General features: G+C 60.7%; 12 protein-coding genes. 9 read left to right on the plus strand and 3 right to left on the minus strand.

Translation table 11 applies throughout. The features are described from left to right. The first annotated feature begins 2 nt into the window (after nucleotides 1-2). From AC1L6K_RS05235 to rplL, 4 genes are all read left to right on the plus strand, one after another. On the plus strand, nucleotides 3-566 hold the full coding sequence (locus AC1L6K_RS05235) for a GNAT family N-acetyltransferase (RefSeq protein ID WP_480951667.1): 564 nt from the start codon (nucleotides 3-5) through the stop codon (nucleotides 564-566). Between the two features lie 5 nt (nucleotides 567-571). After that, nucleotides 572-1,678 carry a GNAT family N-acetyltransferase gene (locus tag AC1L6K_RS05240; protein ID WP_480951668.1) on the plus strand — a complete coding sequence of 369 codons (1,107 nt, stop codon included), beginning with the start codon at nucleotides 572-574 and terminating at the stop codon, nucleotides 1,676-1,678. Nucleotides 1,679-2,024: 346 nt separating this feature from the next. Continuing rightward, entirely contained in the window at nucleotides 2,025-2,612 is a 588-nt protein-coding gene (gene rplJ / locus AC1L6K_RS05245) for a 50S ribosomal protein L10 (RefSeq protein ID WP_480951669.1), read from the plus strand. 162 nt (nucleotides 2,613-2,774) lie between these two features. After that, nucleotides 2,775-3,152 carry a 50S ribosomal protein L7/L12 gene (gene rplL, locus AC1L6K_RS05250; protein WP_480951670.1) on the plus strand — a complete coding sequence of 126 codons (378 nt, stop codon included), beginning with the start codon at nucleotides 2,775-2,777 and terminating at the stop codon, nucleotides 3,150-3,152. A gap of 103 nt (nucleotides 3,153-3,255) precedes the next feature. Here the strand turns inward: rplL and AC1L6K_RS05255 are convergent, their stop codons facing one another. Then, nucleotides 3,256-3,756: an aminoacyl-tRNA deacylase gene (locus tag AC1L6K_RS05255; protein ID WP_480951671.1), complete on the minus strand. Its 501-nt coding sequence runs from the start codon at nucleotides 3,754-3,756 to the stop codon at nucleotides 3,256-3,258. Beyond that, on the minus strand, nucleotides 3,753-4,952 hold the full coding sequence (locus tag AC1L6K_RS05260) for an acetyl-CoA C-acetyltransferase (protein ID WP_480951672.1): 1,200 nt from the start codon (nucleotides 4,950-4,952) through the stop codon (nucleotides 3,753-3,755). The genes AC1L6K_RS05255 and AC1L6K_RS05260 overlap by 4 nt, the downstream gene beginning before the upstream one ends. 490 nt (nucleotides 4,953-5,442) lie before the next feature. Between AC1L6K_RS05260 and rpoB the strand changes: the two genes are divergently transcribed. Both rpoB and AC1L6K_RS05270 read left to right on the plus strand, forming a co-directional pair. Then, a complete protein-coding gene (gene rpoB / locus AC1L6K_RS05265) occupies nucleotides 5,443-8,961 on the plus strand; it encodes a DNA-directed RNA polymerase subunit beta (protein WP_480951673.1) in 3,519 nt (1,172 codons plus the stop codon). A 104-nt stretch (nucleotides 8,962-9,065) separates the two neighbouring features. Continuing rightward, complete coding sequence (locus AC1L6K_RS05270; protein ID WP_480951674.1) at nucleotides 9,066-12,968, plus strand: DNA-directed RNA polymerase subunit beta'; 3,903 nt, start codon at nucleotides 9,066-9,068, stop codon at nucleotides 12,966-12,968. 154 nt (nucleotides 12,969-13,122) lie between these two features. Here the strand turns inward: AC1L6K_RS05270 and AC1L6K_RS05275 are convergent, their stop codons facing one another. Beyond that, nucleotides 13,123-14,115: a patatin-like phospholipase family protein gene (locus AC1L6K_RS05275; RefSeq protein WP_480951675.1), complete on the minus strand. Its 993-nt coding sequence runs from the start codon at nucleotides 14,113-14,115 to the stop codon at nucleotides 13,123-13,125. A 424-nt stretch (nucleotides 14,116-14,539) separates the two neighbouring features. Between AC1L6K_RS05275 and rpsL the strand changes: the two genes are divergently transcribed. From rpsL to fusA, 3 genes are all read left to right on the plus strand, one after another. After that, entirely contained in the window at nucleotides 14,540-14,914 is a 375-nt protein-coding gene (rpsL, locus tag AC1L6K_RS05280; RefSeq protein WP_038464715.1) for a 30S ribosomal protein S12, read from the plus strand. 1 nt (nucleotide 14,915) lies between these two features. Next, the gene (gene rpsG / locus AC1L6K_RS05285) at nucleotides 14,916-15,386 is read left to right on the plus strand and encodes a 30S ribosomal protein S7 (protein WP_038464713.1); all 471 of its coding nucleotides are present in this window, start codon (nucleotides 14,916-14,918) and stop codon (nucleotides 15,384-15,386) included. A gap of 72 nt (nucleotides 15,387-15,458) precedes the next feature. Continuing rightward, nucleotides 15,459-17,573, plus strand: a complete 2,115-nt coding sequence (gene fusA, locus AC1L6K_RS05290) for an elongation factor G (protein ID WP_480951676.1) — start codon at nucleotides 15,459-15,461, stop codon at nucleotides 17,571-17,573. The last annotated feature ends 147 nt before the right edge of the window (nucleotides 17,574-17,720 follow it).

The raw sequence follows: 17,720 nt of genomic DNA on the forward strand, positions 1-17,720 counted from the left end.
GAATGGAAGTCAACATTCGCACGGCGGAGCCATCGGACGCCGCCGCCCTGGCCGAACTGGCGGCCATCACGTTCCCGCTGGCGTGCCCCGCCGACAGTTCCGCCGATGATGTTGCCGCCTTTGTCAAGGACAAGCTTGGCGCACAGGCCTTCGCGGGATATCTGGCGGACCCGCAGCGAGTGGTGTTTGTTGCCCAGGAAGGCGCCACAAAGGGTGCCGGCCGCCTGCTGGCCTATACGATGCTGGTGGACTCCCCGCCGTCGGACATTGACGTTGCCGCCGTGGCCGAACCGGATGCGGTGGAATTGAGCAAGTGTTACGCGCACCCCGACGTCCATGGTGGGGGCGTGGCCGCACAGATTCTGGGCAGGAGCCTGGACTGGATTGCCGGGCATGGCAATCGGCAGGCGTGGCTGGGCGTCAACAGCGAGAACGCGCGGGCCCGGTCGTTTTACGGCAAACACGGGTTCACCATTGCGGGGACCAGAAGTTTTCAATTGGGGAGCAGGGTCGAGCATGACTACGTCATGCTGCGGCCTCGAGGAAAGTCAACTACGGGGTATTGAAGACAATGAGTGAAGCTACCATCGAACAATTGCGGATTCCGGAGACGCTTGACGGCGACGACGCGCAGGACTTCCTGCAGGCCGTCGAAGTTTCCCGGCAAGTGCGCGTGCATACGTGGGGCAATGACGTGTTGGCGTACACGGCAACGGAATTGTTCGCCCAATGCCATGACCCCTACGAGTGGTACGTGGTGCTGGTCGCCCGCAATGACGGGGAAATTGTTGGGCGCGCGGGCATCGCGATGCCCCTGGACGACAACACCGAGCTGGCCCATGTCACCCTCGACGTGCTCCCCTCCGCCGCCGGTGCCGGGCTGGGGCGCAAGCTGCTGGAGGCGGCCGAGCTGTTCGTCAAGGGTGAGAACCGCAAAATTGTCATGGTTGAAACGAACCATCCGGTCGCGGCGCTGGTGGATGACGCAAGCGACCCCATCATGGCCACGCATGGCAGCGGGGCACTCCCGCTGAGCAGCAGGGAAGCCCGGTTTGCCTACAGTGCCGGTTACGACCTCGAGCTGGTGGAACAGTTCAGCGCTTGTGCGTTGCCGCTTCCGGCGGGTGTCGCCGCGGAGCTGGTCAGCCAGGCCGCGGCCAGGCAGAAGCCCTCCTATGCCGTGCACCAGTGGATGGACAGCTGCCCGGAAAAATGGGCGCAGGACTTCGTTCGCCTGGAGCAGGATCTGAGCGGCAGGGAAGACGCTGCCAAGGACCAGGACCAAGATCAGGGCGGCGGGCAGTGGGATGTGGTCCGCTTGCGTGAAGCAGAGGAACTGTCGGCGCGCACAGGCCGGCGAACGCTTGTCACTGCAGCCGAGTGCCTGGAAACCGGGACCTTGGTCGGCTTCACCTCCATTTCCATCTTGGGGCACCGCAACGATGTGGCTTTCCAGGACGACACGTTCGTGGAAATGGCGCACAAGGGCAAGGATGTCGGGCTGCAGATCAAGGTGGCGAACATGGAGATGCTCATGCGCGAGTTTCCGCAGACCACGGCCATCTACACGTGGAACGCACCTGAAAATTCAGCCATGCTCTCCGTCAACGCCCAGCTGGGCTTCGTCAACGCCGGGGCGACAGGGCAGTGGCGCAAGGACTTCAACACCATTTCCTGACGACTGTGGCCGTGCACACACCGGGCTGATTTGGAATCCGGCCCCGGCCTCCTGTAATCTATAAGAACCAAAGACCGTCGGTCGATGTCAACCACCCCCAGCCAGCAAGTGCAGCATGCATCTTACTGCGTTGGACCCGGGCGGGTTTGCATCCGAAAGTCCTTTACATGGACGGCCAGCGCAGGTGCACAAAGCTTATGGGCAGTGTTGAACCGGGATAAAACCCATGGTTCCGCTGCGCACGACGCCCCGTACATCTGTGCGGGGCGTTTTGTTTGCCCACAATCCAGCTTGCTGGTGGCGGGGCGGGCTGGAAAGACTGGCACCAATTCCCGGAAGGAGGGTTATGGCAACGCCAACAAAGGTGGCTGCAGTTGCAGAAATCACACAGGATTTCAATGAGTCAACTGCCGCAGTCCTAACCGAATACCGTGGGCTCACCGTAGCTCAGCTCAAGGAGCTGCGCATTTCTCTCGGCCAGGACACCAAGTTCTCGGTTGTAAAGAACACCCTGACTGCCATTGCGGCCAAGGAAGCCGGTGTTGACGCTTTCGATGGTCAGCTGTCCGGTCCCACCGCCATTGCTTTCATCAAGGGTGACGCTGTTGCAGCAGCCAAGAGCCTCACGGATTTTGCAAAAGCCAACAATCAGCTGGTCATCAAGACTGGTTTGTTTGAGGGCAAGGCTCTCGACGCCAACGGGCTTATCGCCCTGGCTGCCCTTGAGTCTCGTGAACTGCAGCTGGCCAAGGTTGCCGGCATCCTCAAGGCTCCGATGGCCGCCGCTGCGCGCACCCTCGAGGCCCTGCGTTTGAAGCTGGCCGAAGGCGCTCCCGCTGAAGAGGCTCCGGCCGCTGAGGAAGCACCCGCCGCTGAAGAAGCAGCTGTTGCCGAAGAGGCGCCTGCTGCTGAAGCTGAGACCACCGAGGCTTAGTCCCCACTTGCCGGTCTGAAGATTGTTCACGCGATCTTCCCGGACCTGGCAGGCGCGGCGTCAAGCCCCAGGGGGAAACCCCACAGTATTTCCCTAAGTCCAGCAGGATTTAGGTTTATGGATTCGGCCCGGTTGGGCCAGTGAACAGAAGGAGCGCCACCCATGGCTAAGCTCACCAACGACGAGCTCATTGCAGCTTTCAAGGAACTGACCATCATCGAGCTCTCCGAGTTCGTCAAGCTCTTCGAGGAGACCTTCGAAGTTACTGCAGCTGCTGTTGCAGTTGCAGGCCCCGCCGGTGGCGGCGCTGGCGAAGCTGAAGAAGAGCAGACTGAATTCGACGTCGTCCTCGAAGCAGCCGGCGACAAGAAGATCGCTGTCATCAAGGAAGTTCGCTCGATCACTTCCTTGGGCCTGAAGGAAGCCAAGGAGGTCGTTGACTCGGCTCCCAAGGCTGTCCTCGAAGGTGTAACCAAGGAAGCTGCCGAGAAGGCCAAGGATGCTCTCGAAGCAGCCGGTGCCACGGTTACTGTCAAGTAATCTCCTCGCACTTCACAAGGAAGCCCCGCACCGATTGGTGCGGGGCTTCCTTGCATTCTGCGCCGGTGGCCGAACCCCGGGACCCGGCGACTCTCCGCTGCTGTTACTCCGGGACGGAAATGTCCGCCACGGTTGCCTCGAAGGCAGCGATCAGGGCGTCAGCCTCCACGAACAGGCTGTACCCGTGCTCGCCGGCGCCCATGGCAACCCGGCGGCCGCTGATGCCCGCATCGACGAACACGGGCCACGCCGTCGTGCTGCCCAACGGGGTGATGGTGCCGCGTTCGTAGCCCGTTGCGTCCAGGGCGACGTCGGCCGTGGGCATCTTGAGCTTGTTGACGCCCACCACTGCCCGCAGTTTCGGCCAGGAGATGGAGCGGCCGCCGGGCACCAGGGCAAAGAGGAACGTGCCGTCGCTGCGCTTGACCACGAGGGACTTCACAATGTCCGACGGCGTGACCCCCAGAAGGTCTGCCGCTTCCGCAAGTGAGTTCGCGGCGGGCCGCACCACCAGTTCAACCGGCAGGCTGCGCGCGGCAGCGTCGGCTGCAACACGTGCGCGGCCTGTCAATGCCGGGGCTGTCGGTTCGGGCCCTGCGCTCACTCTGCGTCCCGGAACAAAAGCAGCGCTTCGCCCTGGCCGCCACCGCCGCACAGCGAAACAGCGGCCCTGCCTGAGCCTCTGCGGCTCAGTTCAAGTGCCGCATGGAGCGCCAGCCGGGCACCTGAAGCGCCGATGGGGTGGCCCAGTGCGATGGCACCGCCGTGGATGTTGCATTTCTCCAGCGGCAGCTTCAGGTCAAGCAGCGACTGGACGGCAACGGAGCCAAAGGCCTCATTGATCTCGATGAAGTCAAGGTCGTCCACACCCCAGCCCGCTGTGGTCAAGGCTGCGGAGATGGCATTGGACGGCTGGGAGTGCAGGGAATTGTCCGGCCCGGCCACCTGGCCCGGGGCGCCGACAACGGCCAGCCAGGCCAAGCCGTGCTCCTCGGCGTAGGCGCGGGACGTCAGGACAAGGGCACTGGCGCCGTCGGACAGGGGAGAGGAGTTCCCTGCGGTGATGGCGCCGTCTGCGGTAAAGGCGGGACGCAGCCCGGCCAGGGTGTCCACTGTCGTTTGGGCGCGGATGCCTTCATCGTCGCTCAAGACAAGCGGTTCACCCTTGCGCTGGGGGACAGTGACGGGGATGATTTCGTCTTTGAAAACCCCGGCGGCAACGGCTGCTGCCGCTCGCTGGTGCGAGGCAGCCGCCACTTCGTCCTGCGCCGTCCGGGAGATGCTCAGGCGGAGGTTGCCACGTTCGGTGGACAAGCCCATCGAGTCGTCGTCAAAGGCGTCAGTCAACCCGTCGCGGGCCGCCACGTCCAGGGCCTGGATGGCCCCATAGGTCCAGCCTTGGCGGGAGCCGGGCAGAATGTGCGGGGCCCGGGTCATTGACTCCTGACCGCCCGCCACTACCACCGACGCCTCGCCGCTGCGGATCAACCGGGCCGCATCGATGACAGCAGTCAAGCCGGACAGGCACACCTTGTTGATCGTCACAGCCGGTACATTCCAGCCAATTCCGGCCCCCACGGAGCTCTGCCTGGCCGGGTTCTGTCCGGCGCCGGCCTGCAGGACCTGGCCCATGATGACAAAATTAATGTCTGCGGCGTCAACGCCGGAGCGGGTGACGGCTGCGGCAATGGCCTTGGAACCCAGCTCGACGGCGGTAAATGGCGCCAGCTGACCGTTGAGCCGGCCCTGTGGGGTGCGGGCCCCTGCGAGAATTACAACATCATTTGTTTGTGCCGTCATGGCTGCCGCGCTCCTTGAAACTTGTGTCGCACAGATCCTCGTTGAGCTGTACGCTTCCTGCCTAAAACCTAACAGCAACCGCTGTCAGTCATGGAATTCAACGGCTTCGGGCGGAAGAAAATTTCCGGGCCGCCGCGACCGCCAAAACCACTGTGTGACGAGCCCAACGGCAGGCAATATTTCCCGGAAAACCGGGTCCGATGTGTCGTGGAATATCGATACTTGCGGTTTTTGGCATCGTGGGGTAGACACGATGGTGCAGTTGCCTGTAGAGTAGATCTTTGCGTATCCCTCTTAACCTTCAGCCTTCATATAGCGGTGGGCTTTGTTTCGGTCAAGAGCCAAGGACAACGTGCAAAAAGGCTGGTTTGACCGCGCCTTGGAGCACTTGCCGCGGCTGCTTGGCCAGCGTTCGTCCGGGTTTGATGACCAGGAGTGAAACGGGTGAGGGTCGTAAGAACAAGCCTGCAGGTCTGTGGAAGGATCCCTCTTGGTCGCCTCGAGCACCTCTAATGTAAATAACGCTGCAACCGCTATCGATTCAAACAGCACCGACGGTGCAAAGAGTCGCCTCTCATTCGCAAAGATTCACGAGCCGCTTGACGTGCCGAATCTGCTTGCGCTCCAGACCGAGAGCTTTGACTGGCTCGTAGGCAATGGACGCTGGCAGGACCGCATGCAGACGGCAGTGGATGCTGGCGATGACAGTGTGGCCGTCACGTCGGGCCTGTCCGACATTTTCGAAGAGATCTCCCCCATTGAGGACTTCCAGGGCACCATGTCCCTGTCCTTTACGGAGCCGGAATTCTCTGACCCCAAGTTCACCGTTGACGAATGCAAGGACCGCGACGCCACGTACGCCGCCCCGTTGTACGTCAAGGCCGAGTTCATGAACAACTTGACCGGTGAAATCAAGCAGCAGACTGTCTTCATGGGCGATTTCCCGCTCATGACCAACAAGGGCACCTTCGTCATCAACGGCACCGAGCGTGTCGTTGTGTCGCAGCTGGTTCGTTCCCCGGGTGCTTACTTTGAGCGCACCGCGGACAAGACCAGCGACAAGGAAATCTTCACCGCCAAGATCATCCCCTCACGTGGTGCATGGTTCGAGCTGGAGATTGACAAGCGCGACCAGGTTGGCGTCCGCCTCGACCGCAAGCGCAAGCAGTCAGTCACAGTGCTGCTGAAGGCCCTTGGCTGGAGCGAAGGCCAGATCCTGGAGGAGTTCGGCGAGTTCGACTCCATCCGTGCCACCTTGGAAAAGGATGCCACGACCGGCCGCGAAGATGCCCTGCTGGACATCTACCGCAAGCTGCGTCCGGGCGAGCCGCCCACAGTTGACGCCGCCGACGCGTTGCTGCACAACCTGTACTTCAACCCCAAGCGCTACGATCTGGCCAAGGTTGGCCGTTACAAGATCAACCGCAAGCTGGGCATTGACCTGCCGTTGAGCGACGAGAAAGCCTCAGTGCTGAGCGTGGACGACATTGTCGCCATGATCAAGTACCTGGTCGCCCTGCACGCAGGCAACAAGACCACCAAGGGCCAGCGCGACGGCGCCGAGGTTGACTTGCGCGTTGATGTCGATGACATCGACCACTTCGGCAACCGCCGCATCCGCGCCGTGGGCGAGCTCATTGAGAACCAGATCCGCACGGGCCTGTCCCGCATGGAACGCGTTGTCCGTGAGCGCATGACCACCCAGGACGTCGAAGCGATCACGCCGCAGACGCTGATCAACATCCGCCCCGTGGTGGCAGCGATCAAGGAGTTCTTCGGAACATCCCAGCTGTCACAGTTCATGGACCAGAACAACCCGCTGGCCGGTCTGACGCACAAGCGCCGCCTGTCCGCTCTGGGCCCGGGCGGTTTGTCCCGTGACCGTGCAGGCATGGAAGTTCGTGACGTTCACCCGTCGCACTACGGCCGCATGTGCCCGATTGAAACTCCTGAAGGCCCGAACATTGGCCTGATTGGTTCCTTGGCATCCTACGGACGCATCAACCCGTTCGGCTTCATCGAGACCCCGTACCGCAGGGTCAAGGATGGCGTTGTCTCCGACGAGGTTGATTACCTCACAGCCGATGACGAGATGGATGTTGTGATCGCGCAGGCCAACGCGCCGCTCGATGCCAACAACCACTTTGTTGAAGCATCCGTTCTGGTTCGCCAGCGCGGCGGTGGCGGCGAGCCCGTCCTGATCCCGGCGGATGACGTCGAGTACATGGACGTTTCCCCGCGCCAGATGGTGTCTGTGGCAACCGCCCTGATCCCGTTCCTGGAGCACGACGACGCCAACCGCGCCTTGATGGGTGCAAACATGCAGCGTCAGGCAGTGCCGCTGGTCCAGTCCGAGGCCCCGTTTGTGGGCACCGGCATGGAGCGCCCCACAGCTGTTGACGCCGGTGACGTTGTCATCGCCAAGAAGGCAGGCGTGGTCTCGGAGGTGTCCGCAGACGTTGTTGTCATGTTGAACGACGACGGCACGGAGATCAGCTACCCGATCGCCAAGTACCAGCGTTCCAACCAGGGAACGGCCTACAACCAGCGCGTCCTGGCCTCCGAAGGCCAGCGTCTGGAAGTTGGCGGCATCATCGCCGACGGCCCGGCAACGGACCTGGGCGAGCTTGCCTTGGGCAAGAACCTCCTGGTTGCCTTCATGTCCTGGGAAGGTCACAACTACGAGGATGCCATCATCCTTTCGCAGCGTATTGTTGCCGAAGATGTGCTCTCCTCAATCCACATCGAAGAGCATGAGATCGATGCCCGCGACACCAAGCTTGGTGCCGAGGAAATCACCCGGGACATCCCGAACGTTTCCGAGGAAATCCTTGCCGGCCTCGACGAGCGCGGCATCATCCACATCGGTGCAGAAGTTGAAGCCGGCGACGTCCTGGTAGGCAAGGTCACCCCCAAGGGTGAAACCGAGCTGACCCCGGAAGAGCGCCTGCTGCGTGCCATCTTCGGTGAGAAGAGCCGCGAAGTTCGCGACACTTCCTTGAAGGTTCCCCACGGCGAGTCCGGAACGGTTATCGGTGTCCGCGTCTTTGACCGCGACTCCGAAGACGACCTGCCCCCCGGTGTGAACCAGCTCGTTCGCGTCTACGTCGCCAACAAGCGCAAGATCACCGATGGTGACAAGCTCGCCGGCCGCCACGGCAACAAGGGTGTTATTTCCAAGATCCTGCCGATCGAAGACATGCCCTTCCTTGCAGACGGTACACCTGTCGACATCATCTTGAACCCGTTGGGTGTGCCGGGTCGAATGAACGTCGGCCAGGTCCTGGAAATCCACCTCGGGTGGGTTGCCAAGACCGGTTGGAAGATCGAGGGAGAGCCTGACTGGCTCAAGGACCTGCCCAATCTGCCCCGTGAAAGCGGACAGACGAAGGTTGCCACCCCCGTGTTTGACGGCGCCCGTGACACTGAAATCACAGGCCTGCTCGATTCCACCACGCTGACCCGCGACGGCGACCGCCTGATCGACTCCTCGGGCAAGACCCGCCTGTTTGACGGCCGCTCCGGCGAGCCGTTCCCGGACCCGGTTGCTGTGGGCTACATGTACATCTTGAAGCTTCACCACTTGGTGGACGACAAGATCCACGCCCGCTCCACAGGTCCGTACTCCATGATCACCCAGCAGCCATTGGGTGGTAAGGCCCAGTTCGGTGGCCAGCGCTTCGGTGAGATGGAAGTTTGGGCACTTGAGGCATACGGTGCGGCTTACACGCTGCAGGAATTGCTGACGATCAAGTCCGATGACATCCATGGCCGCGTGAAGGTCTACGAAGCCATCGTCAAGGGCGAGAACATCCCGGAGCCGGGCATCCCGGAATCCTTCAAGGTTCTTATCAAGGAAATGCAGTCGCTGTGCCTGAACGTGGAAGTTCTTTCCACCGACGGCACCACGATTGAGATGCGTGACTCGGATGAAGAAGTCTTCCGGGCCGCGGAGGAGCTGGGCATCGACCTGTCACGGGCCGAGCCGAACTCTGTCGAAGAAGTTTAGGCGGTCGACGGCGGCACCCAGCCGTGCCGCCGTCGCACCTTCCCTTCCTCCCGTAACCCGCTTAGACATTCAGACTTTAGAGAATTAGAGAGAACAGGACCCATATGTCCAGCGAATCCTCCTTCGGCCTCATGCAGATTGGCCTGGCCACCGCGCAAGATATCCGCGACTGGAGCCACGGCGAAGTCAAGAAGCCGGAAACCATCAACTACCGCACGCTCAAGCCGGAAAAAGACGGGCTCTTCTGTGAGAAGATCTTTGGCCCTTCCCGCGACTGGGAGTGCTACTGCGGCAAGTACAAGCGCGTGCGCTTCAAGGGCATCATTTGTGAGCGTTGTGGCGTGGAAGTCACCCGCGCCAAGGTGCGCCGTGAGCGCATGGGCCACATTGAGCTTGCTGCTCCCGTAACCCACATCTGGTACTTCAAGGGCGTTCCCTCGCGCTTGGGCTACCTGCTGGACCTGGCACCGAAGGACCTTGAAAAGGTCATTTACTTCGCCGCCTACATGATCACCAGCGTTGACGACGCCGCCCGCCACGAAGAACTGCCGAACCTCCAGATTGAGCACGACCTGGAGAAGAAGCGCATGGTGGACACGCGTGACAACGACATTGCCACGATCGCCCGCGATCTTGAGGGTGAGATTGCACGCCTGGAAGGCGAAGGCGCGAAGGCTGCCGACAAGAAGAAGGCCCGCGATTCCGCGGACCGTCAGATGGCGAACGTGCGCAAGCGCGCCGACGCCGACATCGACCGCCTCGAGCAGGTTTGGGACCGTTTCAAGGCCCTGAAGGTTGCCGACCTCGAAGGTGACGAAGCCCTGTACCGCGAGTTGCGTGACCGTTACGGCATGTTCTTCGAAGGTGCCATGGGTGCCGAAGCCATCAAGAGCCGCCTTGAGACCTTTGACATGGCCGGTGAAGCCGAGATCCTGCGCGACATCATCGCCAACGGCAAGGGCCAGCGCAAGACCCGTGCCCTCAAGCGCCTGAAGGTTGTCAACGCATTCCTGACAACCAACAACAGCCCGCTTGGCATGGTTCTGGATGCTGTCCCGGTGATCCCGCCGGAACTGCGCCCCATGGTTCAGCTTGACGGTGGCCGTTTCGCCACCTCGGACCTGAACGACCTGTACCGCCGTGTGATCAACCGCAACAACCGTCTCAAGCGCCTGCTTGACCTGGGTGCTCCGGAGATCATCGTCAACAACGAAAAGCGCATGCTGCAGGAAGCTGTTGACTCGCTCTTCGACAACGGTCGTCGCGGCCGCCCCGTCACCGGTCCGGGCAACCGTCCGTTGAAGTCCCTGAGCGACATGCTCAAGGGCAAGCAGGGTCGTTTCCGCCAGAACCTCCTGGGTAAGCGCGTTGACTACTCGGGCCGTTCCGTTATTGTTGTTGGTCCGCAGCTGAAGCTGCACCAGTGTGGTCTGCCCAAGCAGATGGCCCTGGAGCTCTTCAAGCCGTTCGTGATGAAGCGCCTGGTTGACCTCAACCACGCACAGAACATCAAGAGCGCCAAGCGCATGGTTGAGCGTTTCCGCCCCCAGGTCTGGGATGTTCTCGAAGAGATCATCACCGAGCACCCGGTACTGCTGAACCGCGCACCAACCCTGCACCGTTTGGGTATCCAGGCGTTCGAGCCTCAGCTTGTTGAAGGCAAGGCAATCCAGCTTCACCCGCTGGTTTGTGGTGCTTTCAACGCCGACTTCGACGGTGACCAGATGGCAGTCCACCTGCCGCTGAGCCCCGAAGCACAGGCTGAAGCGCGCATCTTGATGTTGTCCTCGAACAACATTTTGAAGCCGTCGGATGGCCGTCCCGTGACCCTGCCGTCACAGGACATGATCATCGGTCTGTACCACTTGACCACCAAGCGTGAGGGCTCCGTCGGCGAAGGCCGCGTGTTCTCCACCTCCGCCGAGGCCATCATGGCCCACGACGCCGGTGAGCTGCACTTGAACTCGCAGGTGAAGATCCGTTTGGACAACTTCATCCCGGGTGCCGAGCGCAAGGGTCCGGAAGGATTCGAAGCTGGCGGAACCGCCATCATCGACACCTCCCTGGGCCAGGTCATCTTCAACCAGACGCTGCCTGCGGATTACCCGTGGGTTGAGGCTGTTGCCGACAAGGGCCAGCTCTCCGAGATCGTCAACGACCTCGCCGAGCGCTACCCCAAGGTGATTGTGGCGGCAACACTGGACAACCTGAAGGATGCCGGTTTCTACTGGGCCACCCGTTCAGGCGTCACAGTTGCCATCTCCGACATCAAGGTGCCCGAATCCAAGCCCGCCATTTTGGAGAGCTACGAGGTCAAGGCAGCCAAGGTCCAAGCCCAGTACGACAAGGGTTTGATCGCTGACGAAGAGCGCCGCCAGGAGCTCATCGACATCTGGAACCAGGCAACCAACGAGATCGCTGATGTGATGCGGGCATCCTTCGCCGCATCCAACACGATCAACCGCATGGTTTCCTCCGGTGCCCGTGGTAACTGGATGCAGGTCCGCCAGATTGCCGGTATCCGTGGCTTGGTGGCCAACCCCAAGGGTGAAATTATTCCTCGCCCGATCAAGTCCTCCTACCGTGAGGGCCTGTCGGTTTTGGAATACTTCATTGCCACTCACGGTGCCCGCAAGGGTCTGGCCGATACGGCTCTGCGTACGGCCAACTCCGGTTACCTGACGCGTCGTTTGGTTGACGTTTCGCAGGATGTCATTGTTCGTGAAGACGACTGTGGCACCGAGCGCGGCTTGACCCTGCCGATCGCAGTGGTTGATTCCATGGGTGAGATCGTGCTGCACGAGGAGGTCGAGAACAGCGTTTACGCCCGTACCTTGGCTTCCGAGGTAGTCGACTCGAACGGTGTGGTTCTGGCTGAGGCCGGGGCTGATGTTGGCGATGTCCTCATTGACAAGCTGTTCGCGGCTGGCATTGAAGAGATCAAGGTTCGTTCGGTGCTCACCTGTGAGTCAACCGTTGGTACCTGTGCCCTTTGCTACGGTCGTTCCTTGGCCACCGGCAAGACAGTGGACATTGGTGAGGCTGTCGGCATTATTGCCGCCCAGTCCATTGGTGAGCCCGGCACGCAGCTGACCATGCGTACCTTCCACACCGGTGGTGCTGTTTCCGCCAGCCGTGGCGAGGACATCACCCAGGGTCTGCCCCGTATCCAGGAGCTCTTCGAAGCCCGCACCCCCAAGGGTGTGGCTCCGATCGCAGAAGCTGCCGGCCGCATCAACATTGATGAGTCCGAGAAGACGATGCGTTTGATCCTGACCCCGGACGACGGCACCGAAGAGATCGCCTACCCGGTTCTGCGACGCGCACGCCTGCAGGTTGCTGACGGCGAGCACGTTGAAGTTGGCCAGAAGCTCATTGTGGGTGCTGTTGACCCCAAGCAGGTTCTGCGCATCCTCGGCCCGCGTGCCGCCCAGAAGCACCTCGTTGAGGAAGTTCAGCGCGTTTACCGCAGCCAGGGTGTGGGTATCCACGACAAGCACGTCGAGGTTATCGTCCGCCAGATGCTCCGCCGCGTCACGGTTATCGAGTCCGGCGACTCGAAGCTGCTGCCCGGTGAGCTTGCCGAGCGCGGCCGCTTCGAAACGGAAAACCGTCGCGTTGTGTCCGAGGGCAAGAAGCCGGCATCCGGCCGTAACGAGCTGATGGGTATCACCAAGGCTTCCTTGGCCACCGAATCATGGCTCTCCGCCGCTTCCTTCCAGGAGACCACCCGCGTTCTGACGCAGGCGGCCATGGAAGGCAAGTCTGACCCGCTGCTGGGTCTGAAGGAGAACGTGATCATCGGTAAGTTGATCCCCGCCGGTACAGGTCTTCCGCGCTACACCGATGTCACGGTGGAGCCCACGGAAGAAGCCAAGGCCAATCTGTTCACAGGTCCGAGCGCGTTCAGCGACTTCGACTACGTGGGCGGCGCTGGAGATTTGGGTGCAGAGTTCCGTGCCATCCCCTTGGATGACTACGACCTGGGCACCAACTTCTCCGGCTGACACTAGCTGAATAAGCGAGCTGCCGAGGGTCCCAAGCCGTGTTAGTGAGGTTTGGGAGGTAGCGAAGTACGACGGCGGTTGGTGGGTTTCATTGCGAAACTCACCAACCGCCGTCGTAGTTTGACCCAACCACCCAACGCTCCTGCAGCTATGGCTATGTGGTGTAGTCGCCGGCCTTCCACTTCTCCCAGTCCCAGGTGGACAGGAACTTTTTCCCGCCGGCCAGGCCCGCAGCGTACAAGGCGTCCTTGTCCTGCCGGGAAAGATGGAAGTCGGTGGCGCGGTAATTGGAAGTGTCGACAAAGATCGTGCGCGACGAGGCCTGGGGATCACTGATGTAGGCGCGGTCGTGGGCGCCCAGCATGGTGGTCAGCAGCGACATGGCCAGTTGCAGATTGTTGTTGTCAGGGCGCCAGTCCTGGGCGCGGATGGTGCTCTGGCCTGAAAGCTTCACACCGATGGTCGGCCACCGGGCGGGCTTGCCGTCGTGCCTGTCGAAGATCGACATCGGATAGTTCGAGAGCAGACCGCCGTCTGCACACACAATGTGGTCGTGGCCGGTGACTGCAGGGTTCGTGGGCATTATCCACGGGCGGAAGAAGAACGGGATGGAGGCTGAGGCCCTGATGGCGTCGGCCACCGACGCGGTGTCCGGATCCATGCCCAGCAGCTCCTCATAATCCCACGGCAGGCGCAACATGAGACCGCGGGAAATATCCGACACAATCACCACCAGCTTGTAGCGCTGTGACGGCGGCAAGGCACTGTCGGGGTCGTCGTCCTTAAGGTCCGCCCACGTGCGCACACCCTGCGCGGCCAGCGTTTCCTGCAGCCAGCGGTGCAGGTATTCCCCGGCGTACAGCCCCTGATGGAACAGCAGCCCGGCAAGCGGACCCAATATCGGAACCCCGGCCATGAGTCCTGCCTGGTCCTCAAATTTTGAAAAGTCCAGGATGTCCATGGTGGCACCGACCTTGGCAACATCCATGCCTGCCGCCAGCAGTCCGGCCACAATGGCACCCGCCGAGGTGCCGGCAATCCGGTGAAGGGAATACGGGTCGCTGAAGTCCGTCAACGCAGCGACAGCCCCCACCAGCGCCGACCCCTTGACCCCGCCACCTTCAAGGACCAGGTCTGCATCAGCCATGGCGTGCCTCCGGTCGTCGGGAAAACGCTCCTCAGCGGGCTGCCGGAAAGATGCCAGGCGCAGTGCCCCCGTGAAGTATCTTCGACACTGGAGCATGTGCGCCGGGCTGTCAAGAGGTGCACGCGGCAGTTGGCCGAACCGGGGCCTGCGGCCCCGATTTCAATACACGGCACAACCCGTGGTAACGTAATTAGTAATTGTTAGTGTGGCAGTGGATAAGAGTGTCAATTTCCTTCATTTATCCGAAGGAAGTGGATGCGGGTCCGGGTTGTACGGTTCTTGTACAGCGAATGCCACATTTTTGCATGCCTAGGCGCTGTGAAGTCGCCAAGCCTGCGACTACCAGTAAACGGCTTACCCCCAGCGGCTGAATCATTCCGGCCGGAGGGGCAAGCAACACGATAAAACAACGGAGAACACGAAAGTGCCTACGATTAACCAGCTGGTCCGAAAGGGCCGGACACCCAAGGTCACAAAGACCAAGGCTCCCGCACTAAAGGGCAGCCCCATGCGTCGCGGCGTTTGCACGCGCGTTTACACAACCACCCCGAAGAAGCCGAACTCGGCTCTGCGTAAGGTTGCACGTGTGCGCCTCAACGGTGGCGTGGAAGTTACCGCGTACATCCCCGGTGTAGGCCACAACCTCCAGGAGCACTCCATCGTGCTCGTTCGTGGAGGCCGTGTTAAGGACCTTCCCGGCGTTCGCTACAAGATCGTCCGTGGCGCATTGGATACCCAGGGCGTTAAGAACCGCAAGCAGGCTCGCAGCCGCTACGGTGCAAAGATGGAGAAGAAGTAATATGCCTCGCAAGGGTCCGGCCCCCAAGCGGCCGCTAGTTGTAGATCCCGTATACGGTTCCCCTTTGGTCACTCAGCTGATCAACAAGGTCCTCGTTGACGGCAAGAAGTCCACCGCAGAGCGCATCGTTTACGGCGCACTCGAGGGTGTACGTGAAAAGACCGGTGCTGATCCAGTAGTTGCCTTGAAGAAGGCCATGGAGAACATCAAGCCCAGCCTTGAGGTTAAGTCCCGCCGCGTTGGTGGCGCCACCTACCAGGTTCCGGTTGAAGTGAAGCCGGGTCGTCAGACCGCACTTGCACTTCGCTGGTTGGTTGGTTACTCGAAGGCTCGCCGCGAGAAGACCATGACCGAGCGCCTGCGCAATGAAGTTCTGGATGCCTCCAATGGTCTTGGTGCCGCTGTCAAGCGTCGCGAAGATACCCATAAGATGGCAGAGTCCAACAAGGCCTTCGCTCACTACCGCTGGTAACTAGAGCTTTGAGGATGTCGGCGGCAACTCCGCCGGCATCCTTCCAACACATCTCTAGAAAAGGGAGAAACCGTGGCACAGGACGTGCTTACAGACCTTAACAAGGTTCGCAACATTGGCATCATGGCCCACATTGATGCTGGCAAGACCACAACAACTGAGCGCATCCTGTTCTACACGGGTGTGAACCACAAGCTCGGCGAGACCCATGATGGTGCCTCGACGACTGACTGGATGGAACAGGAAAAGGAACGCGGCATCACCATCACGTCTGCCGCCGTGACCTGCTTCTGGGACAACAACCAGATCAACATCATTGACACACCTGGCCACGTTGACTTCACGGTGGAGGTCGAGCGCTCCCTGCGTGTGCTTGACGGCGCCGTTGCTGTTTTTGACGGCAAGGAAGGCGTTGAGCCGCAGTCGGAGACCGTTTGGCGTCAGGCTGACAAGTACAACGTTCCGCGTATTTGCTTCGTCAACAAGATGGACAAGCTCGGTGCTGATTTCTACTTCACGGTGGACACCATCATCAACCGCTTGGGTGCCAAGCCCCTCGTTATGCAGCTGCCCATCGGCTCTGAAAGCGAATTCACTGGCGTCGTTGACCTGCTCACCATGAAGGCCTTCGTTTGGGCCGGTGACTCCAAGGGTGACGTCACCATGGGTGCCGCCTATGACATCCTGGAGATCCCCGCGGATCTGCAGGTAAAGGCTGAGGAATACCGCGCAGCCCTCGTTGAGGCAGTTGCCGAGGCTTCCGAAGAGCTCATGGAGAAGTACCTCGAGGGCGAAGAGCCTTCCATCGAGGAACTGAAGGCCGGCATCCGCCACCTGACCGTGAACTCCGAGATCTACCCGGTCTTCTGTGGTTCTGCATTCAAGAACCGCGGCGTGCAGCCCATGCTCGATGCTGTCATCGACTACCTGCCGAACCCGCTGGATGTTGGCGCCATGGTTGGTCACGATCCCCGCGATGAGGAAATTGAGCTCACCCGCGAAGCCAGCGAGGACGCACCGTTCTCCGCATTGGCATTCAAGATTGCGGCACACCCGTTCTTCGGCCAGTTGAACTTCATCCGCGTGTACTCCGGCAAGGCAACTTCCGGTACACAGCTGCTGAACTCCACGAAGCAGAAGAAGGAACGTCTGGGCAAGCTGTTCCAGATGCACGCCAACAAGGAAATGCCTGTGGATGAAATCCACGCAGGTCACATCTACGCCGTTATCGGCCTCAAGGACACCACCACTGGTGACACCTTGTGTGATCCGGCAAACCCGATCGTGTTGGAGTCCATGACGTTCCCGGACCCCGTGATCTTCGTGGCCATCGAGCCGAAGACCAAGAGCGACCAGGAGAAGCTGTCCACGGCTATCCAGAAGCTCTCCGCTGAGGACCCGACGTTCACCGTCAACCTCAACGAAGACACCGGCCAGACCGAAATTGGTGGCATGGGCGAGCTCCACCTGGATGTTTTGGTTGACCGCATGCGCCGCGAGTACAACGTTGAGGCCAACGTTGGCAAGCCGCAGGTTGCGTACCGCGAAACCATCAAGCGCGCCGTCGTCAAGCACGACTACACGCACAAGAAGCAGACCGGTGGTTCAGGCCAGTTCGCGAAGATCCAGATTGCCATTGCGCCGCTGGATACTCACGACGGCGAAATGTACACGTTCGAGAACAAGGTCACTGGTGGCCGTGTTCCCCGCGAATACATCCCCAGCGTTGACCAGGGCATCCAGTCCGCACTGCCTGACGGCGTGCTGGCGGGGTACCCGATGGTTGGCATCGCGGCCAAGCTGCTTGACGGCGCGTCCCACGATGTTGACTCCTCCGAAATGGCCTTCAAGATCGCCGGTCGCATGGCGTTCAAGGAAGCCGCACGGTTGGCCAACCCGATTCTGCTTGAACCGCTGATGGAAGTTGAAGTCCGCACCCCTGAGGAATACATGGGTGAAGTTATTGGTGACATCAACTCACGTCGCGGCCAGATGCAGTCCATGGAGGACGCAAGCGGAGTCAAGGTCATCAAGGCCCTGGTTCCCTTGTCCGGCATGTTCGGCTACATCGGTGATCTGCGTTCCAAGACCCAGGGTCGCGCAGTCTACTCGATGAAGTTCGACAGCTACTCTGAGGTTCCGAAGGCAGTAGCCGACGAAATCATCCAGAAGGCCCGCGGCGAGTAGTCGCCCTTTTGCTTGGCGTCTGGTTCAGGTTCTACACTTGATCAGACGCCAAGCAGCAGTAATTTCATAAATATCAAAAGCCCCCAGTAGACTTACTACGATTTCAGTGACGAATAGCGTCGCTGAGAGTATGTCATCTGAAAACGT

It is taken from the genome of Specibacter sp. BI4 (genome assembly GCF_056680095.1).

Bases quoted from the DNA above. Each gene is read 5' to 3' on its own strand.
- AC1L6K_RS05235 (WP_480951667.1), top strand. From the start codon at position 3: ATGGAAGTCAACATTCGCACGGCGGAGCCATCGGACGCCGCCGCCCTG.
- AC1L6K_RS05240 (WP_480951668.1), top strand. From the start codon at position 572: ATGAGTGAAGCTACCATCGAACAATTGCGGATTCCGGAGACGCTTGAC.
- rplJ (WP_480951669.1), top strand. From the start codon at position 2,025: ATGGCAACGCCAACAAAGGTGGCTGCAGTTGCAGAAATCACACAGGAT.
- rplL (WP_480951670.1), top strand. From the start codon at position 2,775: ATGGCTAAGCTCACCAACGACGAGCTCATTGCAGCTTTCAAGGAACTG.
- AC1L6K_RS05260 (WP_480951672.1), bottom strand. From the start codon at position 4,952: ATGACGGCACAAACAAATGATGTTGTAATTCTCGCAGGGGCCCGCACC.
- AC1L6K_RS05270 (WP_480951674.1), top strand. From the start codon at position 9,066: ATGTCCAGCGAATCCTCCTTCGGCCTCATGCAGATTGGCCTGGCCACC.
- AC1L6K_RS05275 (WP_480951675.1), bottom strand. From the start codon at position 14,115: ATGGCTGATGCAGACCTGGTCCTTGAAGGTGGCGGGGTCAAGGGGTCG.
- rpsG (WP_038464713.1), top strand. From the start codon at position 14,916: ATGCCTCGCAAGGGTCCGGCCCCCAAGCGGCCGCTAGTTGTAGATCCC.